We start from the raw sequence: 15125 nt of genomic DNA, 5'->3' as shown, positions 1-15125 counted from the left end.
AAGAACCGCTTGTGCACTCCCCTTGGCCAAAATCATTATCTGCAATTAGATTGACAAAAAAGAATATAAAGTGATTATTTTTATAAAATAGTGACGATATCGTCAGTAAAACTTACTTTTATGGAAGCCATACCAATGGACGAGCTGGACAAGAGACTGATCACAGAGCTTCGCATCAATGGCCGAGCTTCCGTTCCACAGCTTGCTGAGCTTCTAGGCGTTGCCCGCGCCACCGCGCAAAAACGGCTCGACCGCATGATTGCCAATGGCGACATTAAAGGCTTCACCGTCCGGGTCCGTGATGATATCGGCAAAGATCAGATCCGCGCCTTCATGCTGATCGAAATGTCAGGCTCATCACTCAAGGCTACAATCAGCGCAATCAAACGTGTTCCGGGTCTAACAGGCGTTTTTAACACGAACGGAATCTGGGATGTAATTGCCGAGCTGGAAGTCTCGACCATCTCCGAGCTTAACGAAGTGATTTCGACGATACGATCCCTTCAGGGCGTGAGCAAAAGCGAAACTTTCATCATGCTAGGGCCAGCATAGGCCTCCTTTGCCGACTATTTATAAGCTTCATAGGAACCAAACCCGACACCCCTCGTTACTAGTTCAAATTCACTTAACAGTAGAGTGGTCAATGCATGTTCTAAATGCGGGGCCGCTATTCTGTTGCGTGGGACATGAAAACAAAACGCAAAAAGGCGGTGGCGAATGGCGCAAAGCGATGCTGCAGGCAGCTCATCTCAGGCTACACCATTACAAATTCATGACATCAAGGTCATCGATAACACCAAACTCAAGAAGGCCATTACCGCTGCAGCCTTGGGCAACGCGATGGAGTGGTTCGATTTCGGTGTTTATGGCTTCGTAGCCTATGCATTGGGCCAGGTTTTCTTCCCCAATGCAGCGCCCGGCATTCAGACGATTGCAGCACTCGCAACCTTTTCTGTGCCGTTTCTGGTACGCCCTTTGGGCGGGCTTTTTTTCGGCGTGATGGGAGACCGCTTCGGCCGTCAGAAAGTTCTCTCACTCACGATCATCATCATGGCCGCCAGTACATTTTGTATCGGTTTGATCCCATCTTACGCAACGATCGGAATTTGGGCACCAATTCTGCTTCTGCTCTGTAAGCTAGCGCAAGGCTTTTCGGTGGGCGGCGAATATACTGGCGCTGCGATTTTCGTCGCTGAGTACGCTCCAGACAAACGTCGCGGTTTCCTCGGTAGCTGGCTCGACTTCGGTTCGATCGCAGGATTCGTTTTAGGTGCGGGTCTTGTCGTTTTCCTCAGCACCATGGTTGGTGAGGAAGCGTTCCTGGATTGGGGTTGGCGTATCCCATTCTATCTTGCTGCACCCCTTGGGCTGATCGGACTTTATCTTCGCCATGCGGCTGAAGAAACTCCCGCCTTCACCCAACAACTTGAAGCATTGGAAAAAGAGGACCGTGATTCAATTGAAGACCGCCCAATGGTGTCCTTCAAGGAAATCGTCCGAAAATACTGGCGTGCATTAAGCGTATGTATCGGCATGGTTTTGGTGACAAACGTCACCTATTACATGCTGTTGACCTATATGCCGACATACCTTTCTCAGAGTCTTGGTTATTCTGAGGATCATGGAGTACTAATCATCATCGTGGTGATGATCGGGATGCTGTTCGTGCAGCCAGTCGTCGGCTTCCTCAGCGATCGATTTGGCCGCAGGCCTTTCCTGATTATCGGCAGTGTGGGCCTATTATTGTTTGCCGTGCCAGCCTTCCACCTTGTTGCCAGTGGGAACATTGCGACTATTTTTGCCGGCTTGCTGATATTGGCGATATTGCTCAACTGCCTCACAGGCATCATGGCATCGACACTGCCAGCACTGTTTCCGGCGCGCATTCGCTATAGCGCTCTTGCTGCTGCATTTAATATTTCGATTATCGTGGCGGGACTAACTCCTACTGTTGCTGCGTGGCTTGTTGAGGCAACAGATAATCTTTATCTGCCTGCCTATTATCTCATGTGCGCAGCGATCGTGGGTCTCATCACTGCTTTCTTCCTTCCTGAGACAGCCAACAAACCGCTGCGTGGCGACACGCCAAGTGCGTCAAACAAAACGGAAGCCAAACTGCTCCTCAAGGAAGCCTACTCGCATATCGAAGAACGAGTCGATAAGCTCGATGATGAAATTCTCTCGCTGGAACAGCAGATCGAGGAATTACAGCAACGCCGCCAGGCGCTCGTTGACCGGCATCCGAAACTAAACTGAGCCACTCCAGCTTTTGGCCTGTTGTTCACCAATCCCCATCAGATCAATGGCTCGCGCAGCGATCTGATGGGCAATATCATCCACCGTTTGCGGATGTAGATAAAAAGCAGGCACTGGTGGCATCACGATTGCCCCCATTTCGGTGACTGTACACATATTGCGCAGATGGACGAGATGCAGAGGTGTTTCGCGCGTGATCAGCAGCAGCTTGCGCCGCTCTTTAAGATGCACATCAGCAGCACGCGTTAGCAGACTATCGCTCAAGCCATGGGCTATCGATGCTAAGGTGCGCATGGAACAAGGCGCAACAATCATCCCGGCAGTCGACACGGATCCGCTGGCAACGGCTGCTCCCACGTCCTCAACTGAATAGGTCTTCTCTGCCAACCGATGCAGCATTGAATAGCCGTTCGGGCCCAGCTCATAGAGCAATGTGCGCTCAGCGGCTTGTGATATGACAAGATGCGTTTCAACAGACTGAATCTTGTTCAGACACTCAAGTACTTTAAGCGAAATCAACGACCCCGACGCACCTGAAACTCCCACGACAATACGCTTCACTATCTGCTCTCCCGGTCTATTCCCAGTTCGCCCCATATCGCGTCTATCCCCGCAATTGTTTCTGCATTCATGGAAAGGACTGCGCCCCATTCGCGATCGGTTTCTGGACTGATCTTGTTGGTAGCATCAAGTCCAAGCTTTCCACCAACCCCCGAGCGCGGTGATGCGAAATCGAGATAATCCACTGGCGTGCGATCGAGCATGATCAAGTCACGGCTCGCGTCGAAGCGTGTCGACAAAGCCCAGAGAACATCATCCCAATTGCGCACATTGATATCAGGATCGACAGCAATGATAAGCTTGGTGTAGCTGAACTGCGGCAGCATTGACCAAAGTCCCATCATCACCCTGCGGGCCTGCCCCGGATACCGCTTGTCGATGGCGACCACCATTGCCCGATAAGAACATGCCGCGGCTGGCATCCAAAGGTCCGTGATCTCTGGAAATTGTTTTCGCACGACCGGTACAAACAGCTGGTTCATCACCTCGCCGAGCTTGGAAGGTTCATCAGGCGGACGCCCGGTGTAAGTGGAAAGATAAATCGGGTTCTTGCGCGTCGTGATCGCGCTAAGCTGCATAACTGGAAAGTCTTCCACACTATTATAATAACCAGTGTGATCCCCATAGGGGCCTTCCGGCGCGGTTTCGGTTGCCGATACGAAGCCTTCAAGCACAATTTCTGCATTGGCTGGGACTGTGATGGGCACCGTGCGCGCATCTGCGACTGCAGGCCTTCGCCCCGACAAAAGACCCGAAAATGCCAGCTCACTCATCCCTTCAGGCAAAGGCATGACGGCGGCAAGAATTGTCGCTGGATCCGCACCGATGGCAACAGCGACGGGCATATCCTTGCCGACCTTCTGCCACATGCGATGATGCCGTGCGCCACCCCGATGAGCCAGCCAGCGCATCACTAGCCTGTCTCGTCCGAGCTTCTGCATCCGGTAAATGCCAACATTGATGTCGGATGGATCGTCGGGCGCACAAGTAATGACCAACGGCCATGTCACCAGTGGAGCAGGCTCCCCCGGCCAGCACCATTGTATCGGCAACGCGTCCAGATCAATGGCGTCTCCCTCGCGTAGGATTTCATGCACCGACGCTCGACTGACACGCCGCGGTCGCATTGCCAGGGCTGCTTTTGCCAGAGGCAGCTTATTCCAGATTTCACCTGCTGAACGCGGCGGTGTCGGCGCTCTCAACTCTGCCAGTAGATTGGCTAAAGTAGGCAGCTCTTCCGGCCTGCGACCAAGCCCCCATGCAATCCGTCGTTCAGCACCGAAAAGATTGGCAAGCAAAGGGATGGATTGCATTTTGCCTTCAGCATCAACCGGATTTTCAAACAGCAGAGCCGGTCCATCAGCTTCCAGAACGCGTTTATGAATTTCGGTGATTTCATGAAGCAGCGAAACTCGACGCTGGATGCGGACAAGATCACCGCGTCGTTCAAGCTCCGATACGAAGCTCTGTAGATCGCGATAGAAAGGAGGCAGAGAGCAAGCATTTTTCATAGATCACTTTGAATACGCAATTCTTCTGCCGTCTTTGATCCAGATCAAACTCTTGCAGGCTTGAATCGCCTAGTCCTTGAGAAGACGTCGTAAGCTGGTGCGCATGGAAGTGTCTGGAGCCAAGTCATGATGAAAATTCCGCCTGCCGTGGTCGCTCCGGTTCGGTTTGTTCCGCCTTTTCTGATTAGCCCATTTATTTCTCGCGTTTTCTTTCAGGTAATCGGGGCACATCCCGGCCTGTTTGAACGGCTGGGCGAGCACGTCAACAAACGATTTGGCTTCCTGCCCTCCGATCTACCCTTCGTCTTTCTGGTAGAACCTGGCGCCCCCCGTATTTCAGTGCTTCGCAACAAAGACGACTTTAAAACCGATGCCGCAATCGAAGGCCCGCTCGTCCTGCTACTGGCTCTTCTGGAAGGCAAGCTTGATGGCGATGCTCTGTTTTTCTCGCGCGACATCACTGTGACCGGCGACATGGAGGCCATGCTTGCCCTGCGCAATGCGCTGGATGATTGCAATATTGATCTGCCAGCCGATCTTGGACGCGGTGCAGGACCTTTCGCCCCGTTGGTGCGAACCATTGCAGGCTTTGTGCGCGACAAAGCGCTTACTGCTGACACAAGCGAGGATGCCCGTTCATGGAATTGATCTGTCCCGCCGGAACACCTTCCGCACTTCGCGAAGCCGTGCAGGCCGGAGCTAATGCAGTTTATTGCGGCTTTCGTGATGAAACCAACGCTCGCAATTTTCCGGGCCTCAACTTCAGCCGCGAAGAGCTACGCGAAGCGATCAATTTCGCCCATGCGCGTCACACTGAGGTCTTCGTCGCGATCAACACCTTCATGCGTGCTGGCGACGAGCATATCTGGTACCAAGCAGTGGATGATGCCTCGGCATTGGGTGCCGATGCCGTGATCCTCGCAGATTTCGGGCTGATGGCCTACACGGCAGAACGACATCCGCATCAGCGACTACATGTTTCAGTGCAGGCATCTGCTTCCAATGCCGATGCAATCAGCTTTCTGATCGATGCTTTCAAGGCAAAACGTGTGGTGCTGCCACGCGTACTGACAATCCCTGATATTGCAAAGCTTGGACGCAAGATCGCCTGCGAAATGGAAGTGTTCGTCTTTGGCGGTTTGTGCGTCATGGCCGAAGGCCGCTGCTCGCTATCGTCTTACGCCACCGGAAAGTCACCCAATATGAATGGAGTCTGCTCACCAGCAAGTCATGTGCGTTATCGCCACGATGGCTCAGAGCTGGTTTCAGAACTTGGGGATTACACCATCAATCGTTATCCGACAGGCGAAGCAGCAGGTTATCCCACCCTTTGCAAAGGGCGCTTCAACATCGGTGATGAGGAAGGCTATGCATTTGAAGATCCTGTATCTCTCGATGTGATGAACCACATTGACGAACTCCGTGCAGCCGGTGTTTCAGCCCTGAAAATCGAAGGGCGGCAACGTGGAAAAGCCTATGTTGCAGAGGTTGTTTCGACGCTCCGTCAAACTCTTGCAGTCGGACCTGAAAAGCGGACCGCACTGCTTTTACGGCTACGCACATTGAGTGAAGGTCAGCAGACCACATCGGGTGCCTATGAAAAACGCTGGAGATAGCCATGTCCGATACACGCTTTAATCCCAGCCTCAGCATTGGGCCTGTTCTTTATCTATGGGAGGGTCCGAAATGGCGCGATTTCTACTTTCGAATAGCCGATGAAGCACCGGTCGATCATGTCACGGTCGGTGAAATTGTCTGCTCAAAGCGTTTTCATTTCATTGATCCATACCTGGCAGATGTGATCGAGCGTTTGCAAAAGGCAGGCAAGACGATCAGCCTTGGCTCACTCGCGCTTGTCATGCTTGAACGCGAGGCAAAGCATGTTCGGCAAACCGCCGAACAATCCCTTTTTCCAGTCGAAGCCAATGATCTTTCTGCATTGAGCCTGCTGGCTGGCAAACCGCATATGGTTGGCCCGTTGATCAATGTTTACAACGCCGCCACTGCCAACGTTCTGGCCGCGCGCGGAGCACAATCCATTTGTCTGCCACCGGAACTTCCGTTGGCTTCAATCTGTGAAATCATCAAGGGAGCGCCTGATGTTGCCTTCGAAATCTTCACTTTTGGCCGCATACCACTCGCCATATCAGCGCGCTGCGCCCACGCACGCTCAAAAGGACACATCAAGGACAATTGTCAGTTTGTTTGTGCCGAGGAGCCGGACGGTCTGCCAGTCAAAACACTCGATAGCCAGTCGTTCCTTGCCTTGAACGGTGTGCAGACACTGTCGCATACCTGTCAGGCACTCATTGAAGATATACCCGACCTGAAGGCCGCGGGGGTTGCAGGTTTCAGGCTTTCACCGCAGGATTGCGACATGGTTGCTGTCGCAAAGGTTCACGACGACGTGCTGCGGGAACGTATCGACACGGAAGAAGGGCTTGCCCGATTGCAGGTGATTTACCCGACCGTTCCGCTTTCCAACGGCTTTCTACATGGCGGCATCGGTGCCGCCTGGATCAGCAGACACAAAACTGCATCAGTTATGCATAGCTGATAAAATCAACTTGCAGCAGATAGCTGTCTAAGCGGGATGAGACCCTCAAGCCAGTCTGCGAGAATCGTCTGGTCCGGTGCAAGCAAGATACCGAAATCTCCTGCGAACTCGTTCCAGCCCTCAACATAGGTTTCGCGCACGACTGTCAGCACTGGTATCTGCTTTGCATAGGCCAGCTCGATAACGGTCCGAAACCCCTGACCTTCGGTTTCGCCTTTGCCAAACCGGTTGAGGATCAGCAAATCTGTTCCGGCTTCGATTTCGGCACGCAACGATCCGGCCACATCTGCAAGTGCTGCCGGATCAAGCCTGCAACCGCGCGAGCCGGTACCGAGCGGTTGCGAGATAATTTGCCGATTGCCGCGGCCAATCCGTTCAATAACAATTTCCCGGCAGCATTCGTCGGTATCGGGGCCACGGTGTTGCAAAAAACCCGCGACCTTCAAGCCATATTCTCCGGCCCTCGCAGCAACCGACGCCAACAGCGGATCGACCGCCACGTCTTTTTCGGCCAGAATTGCTGCAAGAAGCGGCTGTGTGGTCATTTGCTTTCTTCCTCACCGGACAAAAGGTCGATACCGGTAATCTCTGCCTCGGCGGCCAAAATAGCAATATATTGCGAAACAGCTTTCGACCAGGTGGAAGCTTCAAGCCAGCCCGCGATGCGCTCGGCCACAAAATCGAATGGCAACACCTCGCCATCGACACGATGATCGAGCTTGATAATGTGAAAGCCAAAGCGGCTTTCAATCGGCGCCGCTGTGATTTCACCGGGTGCAAGACGATCAAGCGCACGCTCAAACTCCGGCACGGTACTGCCTCGCGACAATTGCCCAAGGCTGCCACCCTGTGCGGCCGAAGGGCAGGCGGAATATTCGTGCGCCATCGCCGCAAATATTGCTGGTTCAGCCACAATAGAAGTAGCCAGGAACGATGCCGTGCCGCGTGCCTTTTCGCGCGCCTGTTGATCGGCTGGGTCGGCCGCAATCAGAATGTGGCTTGCTTGAAGCAAAGGCGAGCTGGTGAAACGCTGCCGGTTTTTCTCATAAAAGCGCAGACATTCATCACTTGATGCAGAAGGCACCTCAACTTCCTGATTGATCACCATGCGCACCAGCGCATCGTCATCGGTTTCAGGACGCCCTTCGGCATCTTTCTCACGTTCTGGGGTTATGCCGACTTCTCTTGCGCGCTGCAAAAGCAACTCTCGGACTGCAAGGGCGCGAGCGGCTGCAAGCAATGCTGCTCCCGGGTTTTCAGCCGGGTGGTTTTGTGCCTCCGTCAGAATGTCGCTTTCGGCAATCGCAACGCCGTTAACCGAAACCGCATCAAAGATCGGGCGCGGCTTTGGCGGTATGCGTGTATCCGGCTCCTGATAGGTGGAATAGCTACCATGCCCGGCTGAATGCTTATGGTCATGTTCTTTCGGCTGCTTGCTTTCAAAGAGTGTTGCCATCAGTTCTGCTCCGTCCGAAAGTTGTTCTGAATGCGAGCATGGGATGGTGCCCGGCTATTATTGCGCTTGCGCACAACCTGATAACCGGGACGCCAGATATAACGCACAGGTGCGCTCAGCATATGAACGAGACGTGTAAACGGGAACAACAGAAGGATCGTCAGACCCAAGCCAATATGCAGCTTGAAGATAAGCGATGCATCTGCAACGTAGCTTGAAGCCTGCGAGTTGAAGGTGAAGATACCCTGTGCCCAGCTCATGAATTTCACCATTTCATGGCCATCCAGATGCTGTAGCGATACCGGAATGGTCGCAAGTCCCAAAAGCAGCTGAATCCAGAGCAGAATGATGATGAGCGTATCAGTCGGGCGTGATGACGCGCGAATGCGCGGGTCAAACAGGCGACGATGCACAAGAAGCGTGGCGCCGATAATTGCCATGACACCTGCAACGCCACCTGCCACAATGGCAAGTATCTGCTTGGCTTCATGGCTGATGCCGAGCGTATCAAATACCCAAATTGGCGTGAGCAACCCGACAAAATGTCCGGCGAAAATCACAAGCACACCGAGATGGAACAGTACCGAACCCCACATCAACTGCTTGCGGCGCAAAAGCTGGCTGGAACCGGAGCGCCATGTATAGGGCTCGCGGTCATAGCGGAAAATTGAACCGAGTGCCAAAACGCTCAGCGCAATATAGGGATAAATCCCGAACAGGAACGTATTGATATGACTAGCCATCATCCGTCTCCTAGATTTGGCTGGCGTTTGAGGATGCCGCCGGATTACGACGTGCAGCACGCACCTGCATACGCAACCGGTCCGGACCGCAGGCGTTGTCGCCCGCATTAGAACTGCCAAATGTTACCGCTTCTTCTTCCCAGATACGGTCGAGAGCAGCCAGATCGTCGGGATCATCCTCTTCCTGGCGCAGCAATTCACCCAGCAACTTTTCATCAGGCTTCACGCGGCCAAGATGCGAAATTGCAGCAAACGCATTGGCATAGATTGAGCGCCGCTTGCGCAGGCGTTCGCCGATGGCTGTGGTGATGTGCGCAGTCTGCGCCAGCAGATCGTGGATTTCTTCCGGCGAACGCGTCGACAAGAATTCAAGAAACAGCGGCAGATAATCCGGCAGTTCCTTGGCATCAATGTCGAAGCCGTTTTCCTCATACATCTTCAAAAGATCAACCATTGCCTGACCACGATCGCGGCTTTCGCCATGCACATGTTCAAACAGATGCAGAGACAGCGCGCGGGTGCGATCAAACAGATGCACATAACGCTCCTGTGCCTCGTAGAGATCGCCTTTGCAAAGGTCATCGATCAGATTGTCGAGTAACTTATGGATTCCGGGCGAAAGACTGGGGTCGCTGGCGACAGCGGCTTTCAGTTCCTCACGTCCAGACTGGACGTCCTTCGAAGGATAGGACAGCAGAAGCGATATGATTTTCAGAGCCCTGTTCATTATACCTGCTCCCTGAAAATATCGGTCGGTGTCTGCACGACCTTCTGACGCTTTGAACCGAACAGATCTTCCGTGGAAGAACCACCCGAGCAACCATTGCCAAAGGTGAAGCCACAGGAACCATGCAGATCATAGGCATCTTCCGTGACTTCACGATGCGTTGTTGGGATGACGAAGCGATCCTCATAATTGGCAATTGCCATCAGCTGGTACATCTCTTCGATCATGCCGCTGCTCATGCCGACACGATCAGCAATTGCTTCATCAATGACACCATCGATGGTCTTGGTGCGCATGTAGGAGCGCATTGCCAACATGCGTTCAAGCGCCGAGATAACCGGCTCTTCCTTACCAGCGGTCAGAAGATTGGCGAGATAGCGGACCGGAATACGCATCGAGCGAACATCCGGCAACGGACCATCCATGCCAAGCTTGCCCGCAGCAGCAGCCGACTGAAGCGGCGAAAGCGGCGGCACATACCAGACCATTGGAAGCGTTCGATATTCAGGATGCAGCGGGAATGCGATCTTCCATTCCATTGCCATCTTGTAGACCGGGGACTGCTTGGCAGCTTCCAGCCATGCATCCGGAACACCATCCTTGCGCGCCTGTTCAATCACTTTGGGATCGTTCGGATCGAGAAAGATGCTAAGCTGCTCTTCGTAAAGATCCTGCTCGTTGGCGGTTGATGCTGCTTCCGAAATCCGGTCGGCATCATAAAGAATAACACCGAGATAGCGGATGCGACCGACGCAGGTTTCCGAGCAGACTGTAGGCTGGCCTGCTTCAATACGCGGATAACAGAAAATGCACTTCTCGGACTTGCCGGAACTCCAGTTGTAATAGATCTTCTTATAAGGGCAGCCGGAGACGCACATGCGCCAACCGCGGCACTTTTCCTGATCGATCAGAACAATGCCGTCGTCCTCGCGCTTGTAGATTGCACCCGAAGGACAGGCTGCAACACAGGTCGGGTTGAGGCAGTGCTCGCAGAGGCGAGGCAGATACATCATGAAGGTGTTTTCGAACTGGCCGTAGATTTCCTTTTCCACGCCCTCGAAATTGTAGTCTTTCGACCGTTTGGCGAATTCGCCACCGAGAATTTCTTCCCAGTTTGGCCCCCATTCGATCTTCTCCATTCGTTCGCCGGAAATCAGCGAGCGTGGGCGGGCGGTCGGCATGGTCCTGCTTTCGCCTGCCGTCTGCAAATGCCCATAATCGTAGTCGAACGGCTCATAATAGTCGTCGATTTCCGGCAGATCTGGATTAGCAAAGATTTTAGCAAGAATGCGCCATTTCGCACCCATCTTGGGTTCGATCTTGCCGTTCTTCTTGCGGACCCAGCCGCCATTCCATTTCTTCTGATTTTCCCACTCTTTCGGGAAACCAATACCGGGCTTTGTTTCAACATTGTTGAACCAGGCATATTCAACGCCTTCGCGGCTGGTCCAGACGTTTTTGCACGTCACAGAGCAGGTGTGACAGCCGATGCACTTATCAAGATTGAGCACCATGCCAATTTGCGCGCGGATTTTCATTCTGCTGCCTCCTTTGCCATTGGTGTCTGGGGCAATGTCGCTTTGCTTTCGTCGAGTGGACCTTCCATCCAGTCGACTTTGTCGAGCTTGCGCACCACGACAAATTCGTCGCGGTTCGCACCGACGGTGCCGTAATAGTTGAAGCCATAGGACTGATGGGCGTAACCGCCGATCATGTGGGTCGGTTTGGTGATGATGCGCGTTACCGAGTTATGAATGCCGCCGCGCTGCCCCGTCAGCGGCGATCCCGGCGTATTCACTATCTTTTCCTGTGCGTGATACATGAAGATCGTGCCGTCCTTCATACGCTGAGACACAACCGCACGCGCCACGATAGCACCGTTGGCGTTGTAAACTTCCACCCAGTCATTATCGACCAGACCTGCCTTCTTCGCATCCGGCTCCGAAATCCAGACAACCGGACCGCCACGATTGAGCGTGAGCATCAAAAGGTTGTCCGAGTAGGTCGAGTGGATGCCCCATTTCTGGTGCGGAGTAATGAAGTTCAGCACCAGATGCGGTTGACCGTCAGCCTTTTCACGAATGGCAGGATTGACCGTCTTGGTGTCGATTGGCGGACGATAGACGCAGAAACCTTCACCAAAAGCGCGCATCCACAAATGATCCTGATAAAGCTGCTGACGGCCTGTCAGCGTGCGCCATGGGATCAGTTCATGCACATTGGTGTAACCGGCATTGTAGCACACACTTTCGGATTCAAGTCCCGACCATGTCGGCGACGAGATGATCTTGCGCGGCTGTGCCACGATATCGCGGAACCGGATTTTCTCGTCTTCCTTCGGTATCGCCAGATGGCTGTGATCGCGTCCAGTGAACTTCGACAAGGCTTCCCAGGCCTTCACCGCCACTTCGCCATTGGTCTCAGGGGCAAGCGACAGAATGACTTCCGTTGCATCAATGTCAGTCATGATACGCGGGCGACCTTCAGTAGCACCAGGCTCATGAACCTTGCCGTTGAGCCTACCGAGGAGTTCCACCTCATGATCGGTGTTCCAACCGATGCCCTTGCCGCCATTGCCGAGCTTTTCAAGCAATGGACCGACCGATGTATAACGCTTGTAGAGGTTGGGATAATCACGTTCGACCACAACAATATTTGGCATGGTCTTGCCGGGGATCGGTTCGACTTCGCCCTTCTTCCAGTCCTTCACGTCAAACGGCTGCGACAGCTCACCTGCTGTGTCGTGAAGGGTCGGGACGAGAACCACGTCCTTCTCAACACCCAACACTTCTGGTGCCACATCCGAGAATTTCTTGGCGATGCCTTTGAATATTTCCCAGTCGCTGCGTGCTTCCCATGCAGGATCAGCAGCACTTGAAAGCGGATGAATGAAGGGATGCATGTCGGAGGTGTTGAGATCGTTCTTCTCGTACCAAGTGGCAGTCGGCAGAACGATATCCGAATAAACACAAGTCGTGGACATGCGGAAATCCAGTGTCACCAGCAGATCGAGTTTTCCTTCCGGTGCCTGATCGTGCCAGACGGCTTCCTGAGATTCCTGCGCGCCTTCTGGACCGAGATCCTTACCAAGCAGGCCGTTCGATGTCCCGAGCAGATGCTTGAGGAAATATTCGTGGCCTTTACCCGACGAACCCAACAGATTTGAACGCCAGACAAACATGTTGCGCGGCCAATTTGCCTCATTGTCGGGGTCCTCACAGGCCATGTTGAGACTGCCGGATTTGAGCGCTTCAGCAACAAAATCCTTTGCCTCTTTGCCCGATACGGCAGCCTGTTTGGAGACTTCAAGCGGATTGGTTTGCAATTGCGGTGCCGATGGCAGCCAGCCCATACGTTCAGCGCGGATGTTATAATCGTGGAATGTACCGTCCCATGAACCTTCCGGTGCGGTTGGCGACAGGATGTCGTTGACCTTGACCGTCTCGTAGCGCCACTGGTCAGTATGCGCATAGAAGAACGATGTCGAGTTCATATGGCGGGGTGGTCGGTTCCAGTCGAGCGCGAAGGCAAGAGCTGTCCAGCCGGTCTGCGGACGCAGTTTTTCCTGCCCAACATAATGGCTCCAACCGCCGCCTGATTGACCGATGCAACCGCACATCACCAGCATGTTGATGATACCGCGATAGCTCATATCCATGTGGTACCAGTGATTGAGACCAGCACCAAGAATGACCATGGAGCGTCCCTTGGTCTTCTCTGCATTATGAGCAAATTCGCGCGCAACAGCGATGATCTGATCCTGCGGAACGCCAGTGATCTTTTCAGCCCAGGCAGGTGTGTAAGGCAGGCCTTCTTCGAAAGTTTTCGCCGAATTCTTGTCGCCAAGGCCACGATCAAGACCATAATTAGCCGCGAAGAGATCGAAAACGGTGGCGACCATCGTGTCGCCGGCTGCAAGCTTTACCTTGCGGGCTGGCACCTTGCGCACCAGAACGCTGTCGTGATCGGTACCTTCAAAGAAGTCATGTTCTCGATTGCCGAAATAAGGAAACGCCACATCGGCAACCGCATCGTGATCGCTTTTGTCGATAAAGCTCTTTGCCAGCTCAACATCGTGACCCTTGCCGTCTTTTTCTTCCAGATTCCACTTGCCGTCTTCGCCCCAGCGATAGCCGATAGAACCACCGGGTGCGACGTAAGATGCAGTTTTCTTGTCGAAGGCCACCGTCTTCCAGTCCGGATTGTTGCTTTCACCAAGTGTATCGACAAAGTCGGAAGCGCGGATGAAGCGGTCAGGCACATAATGACCGTCCTTGTTGCTGAGGCGAACCAGCATTGGGAAGTCAGTATATTTGCGGCAATAGTCCTCGAAATACTCCACCTGTCGATCAAGATGGAACTCACGCAAGATGACATGGCCAATCGCCATGGCAAGCGCAGCATCTGTGCCCTGTTTCGGGTGCAACCACAGATCGGAGAATTTGGCGGCTTCCGAATAATCTGGTGAAACCACAACTGATTTTGCGCCCTTATAACGGGCTTCGGTATAAAAATGCGCGTCAGGTGTGCGGGTCTGCGGTACGTTCGAACCCCAGAGCATCAGGAAGCCAGCATTATACCAGTCAGCGGATTCAGGAACGTCGGTCTGTTCACCCCATGTCATCGGTGAGGCAGGTGGCAAATCGCAATACCAGTCATAAAACGACATGCAGACGCCACCAAGCAGCGATAGATAACGTGAGCCGGCTGCATAAGACACCATCGACATGGCAGGGATTGGCGAAAAGCCGATCACGCGGTCAGGACCGTAGGTCTTGGCTGTATAGGCATTGGCGGCTGCGATGATTTCATTTACTTCATCCCAGGTCGCGCGGACGAAACCGCCAAGGCCACGCACCTTCATATAATCCGAGCGTTTGGCTGGGTCCTGCTGGATCGCAGCCCAAGCACCGATCGGGGTCTTCACCGCACGTTCCTTGCGCCAAAGTTTGAGCAGACGTGAACGGATAAGCGGGTATTTCACGCGGTTGGCCGAGTAAATATACCAGCTGTAACTTGCACCACGCGGACAGCCGCGTGGCTCATGATTGGGAAGATCGGCCCGGGTCCGCGGATAATCTGTCTGCTGGGTCTCCCAGGTGATGATGCCACCCTTGACATAGATCTTCCATGAGCATGACCCAGTGCAGTTCACACCATGGGTTGAGCGGACAATTTTGTCATGCTGCCAGCGCTTGCGATAGGCATCTTCCCAGTCACGGTTTTCAACCGTGGTAACACCATGCCCTTCGGAAAAGGTGTCCACATTCTTTCTGGCAAGAAAGTTTAGCCGGTCGAGGAGTAGGCTCATAAT

The 15125-nt window shown here is 53.5% G+C and carries 13 protein-coding genes; 5 read left to right on the top strand and 8 right to left on the bottom strand.

Features of this window, described 5'->3' with window-relative positions; genetic code table 11:
- The first annotated feature begins 135 nt into the window (after positions 1–135).
- Positions 136–552: an Lrp/AsnC family transcriptional regulator gene (locus QSJ70_RS07320; protein WP_007877606.1), complete on the top strand. Its 417-nt coding sequence runs from the start codon at positions 136–138 to the stop codon at positions 550–552.
- Between the two features lie 165 nt (positions 553–717).
- Positions 718–2256 (top strand): glycine betaine/L-proline transporter ProP, encoded by a 1539-nt coding sequence (gene proP / locus QSJ70_RS07315; protein ID WP_215777733.1) that lies wholly within the window; start codon positions 718–720, stop codon positions 2254–2256.
- Here proP and QSJ70_RS07310 read toward each other — a convergent pair.
- Entirely contained in the window at positions 2248–2817 is a 570-nt protein-coding gene (locus tag QSJ70_RS07310; protein ID WP_285535425.1) for a UbiX family flavin prenyltransferase, read from the bottom strand. The genes proP and QSJ70_RS07310 overlap by 9 nt on opposite strands.
- On the bottom strand, positions 2817–4328 hold the full coding sequence (locus tag QSJ70_RS07305) for a UbiD family decarboxylase (RefSeq protein WP_285535423.1): 1512 nt from the start codon (positions 4326–4328) through the stop codon (positions 2817–2819). Before QSJ70_RS07305 ends, QSJ70_RS07310 begins: the two co-directional genes overlap by 1 nt.
- 126 nt (positions 4329–4454) lie before the next feature.
- Between QSJ70_RS07305 and ubiT the strand changes: the two genes are divergently transcribed.
- The 3 genes from ubiT to ubiV are packed head-to-tail and all read left to right on the top strand — an operon-like array spanning position 4455 to position 6885.
- Complete coding sequence (gene ubiT / locus QSJ70_RS07300; RefSeq protein ID WP_285535422.1) at positions 4455–4976, top strand: ubiquinone anaerobic biosynthesis accessory factor UbiT; 522 nt, start codon at positions 4455–4457, stop codon at positions 4974–4976.
- Positions 4967–5944, top strand: coding sequence for a ubiquinone anaerobic biosynthesis protein UbiU (gene ubiU, locus QSJ70_RS07295; RefSeq protein WP_285535420.1), 978 nt, complete (start codon positions 4967–4969; stop codon positions 5942–5944). Before ubiT ends, ubiU begins: the two co-directional genes overlap by 10 nt.
- Positions 5945–5946: 2 nt before the next feature.
- Positions 5947–6885: a ubiquinone anaerobic biosynthesis protein UbiV gene (gene ubiV, locus QSJ70_RS07290; RefSeq protein WP_285535418.1), complete on the top strand. Its 939-nt coding sequence runs from the start codon at positions 5947–5949 to the stop codon at positions 6883–6885.
- A gap of 5 nt (positions 6886–6890) precedes the next feature.
- Here ubiV and QSJ70_RS07285 read toward each other — a convergent pair whose 3' ends face one another.
- Genes QSJ70_RS07285 through QSJ70_RS07260 form a run of 6 tightly spaced genes read right to left on the bottom strand, consistent with a single transcriptional unit; the run spans position 6891 to position 15122 of the window.
- Positions 6891–7430: a DUF2478 domain-containing protein gene (locus tag QSJ70_RS07285; protein WP_285535416.1), complete on the bottom strand. Its 540-nt coding sequence runs from the start codon at positions 7428–7430 to the stop codon at positions 6891–6893.
- Complete coding sequence (locus QSJ70_RS07280; RefSeq protein ID WP_285535414.1) at positions 7427–8341, bottom strand: peptidylprolyl isomerase; 915 nt, start codon at positions 8339–8341, stop codon at positions 7427–7429. Before QSJ70_RS07280 ends, QSJ70_RS07285 begins: the two co-directional genes overlap by 4 nt.
- Positions 8341–9084 carry a respiratory nitrate reductase subunit gamma gene (gene narI, locus QSJ70_RS07275; RefSeq protein ID WP_215779125.1) on the bottom strand — a complete coding sequence of 248 codons (744 nt, stop codon included), beginning with the start codon at positions 9082–9084 and terminating at the stop codon, positions 8341–8343. The genes QSJ70_RS07280 and narI overlap by 1 nt, the downstream gene beginning before the upstream one ends.
- Before the next feature lie 10 nt (positions 9085–9094).
- Positions 9095–9811 carry a nitrate reductase molybdenum cofactor assembly chaperone gene (narJ, locus tag QSJ70_RS07270; protein WP_215777745.1) on the bottom strand — a complete coding sequence of 239 codons (717 nt, stop codon included), beginning with the start codon at positions 9809–9811 and terminating at the stop codon, positions 9095–9097.
- Entirely contained in the window at positions 9811–11349 is a 1539-nt protein-coding gene (narH, locus tag QSJ70_RS07265) for a nitrate reductase subunit beta (protein ID WP_215777747.1), read from the bottom strand. The genes narJ and narH overlap by 1 nt, the downstream gene beginning before the upstream one ends.
- A complete protein-coding gene (locus QSJ70_RS07260; protein ID WP_285535410.1) occupies positions 11346–15122 on the bottom strand; it encodes a nitrate reductase subunit alpha in 3777 nt (1258 codons plus the stop codon). The genes narH and QSJ70_RS07260 overlap by 4 nt, the downstream gene beginning before the upstream one ends.
- Positions 15123–15125 lie beyond the last annotated feature (3 nt).

It is taken from the genome of Brucella sp. NBRC 12950 (assembly GCF_030268145.1).
Lineage (GTDB): Bacteria > Pseudomonadota > Alphaproteobacteria > Rhizobiales > Rhizobiaceae > Brucella.
This window is presented reverse-complemented; position numbering and strand designations above follow the sequence as displayed.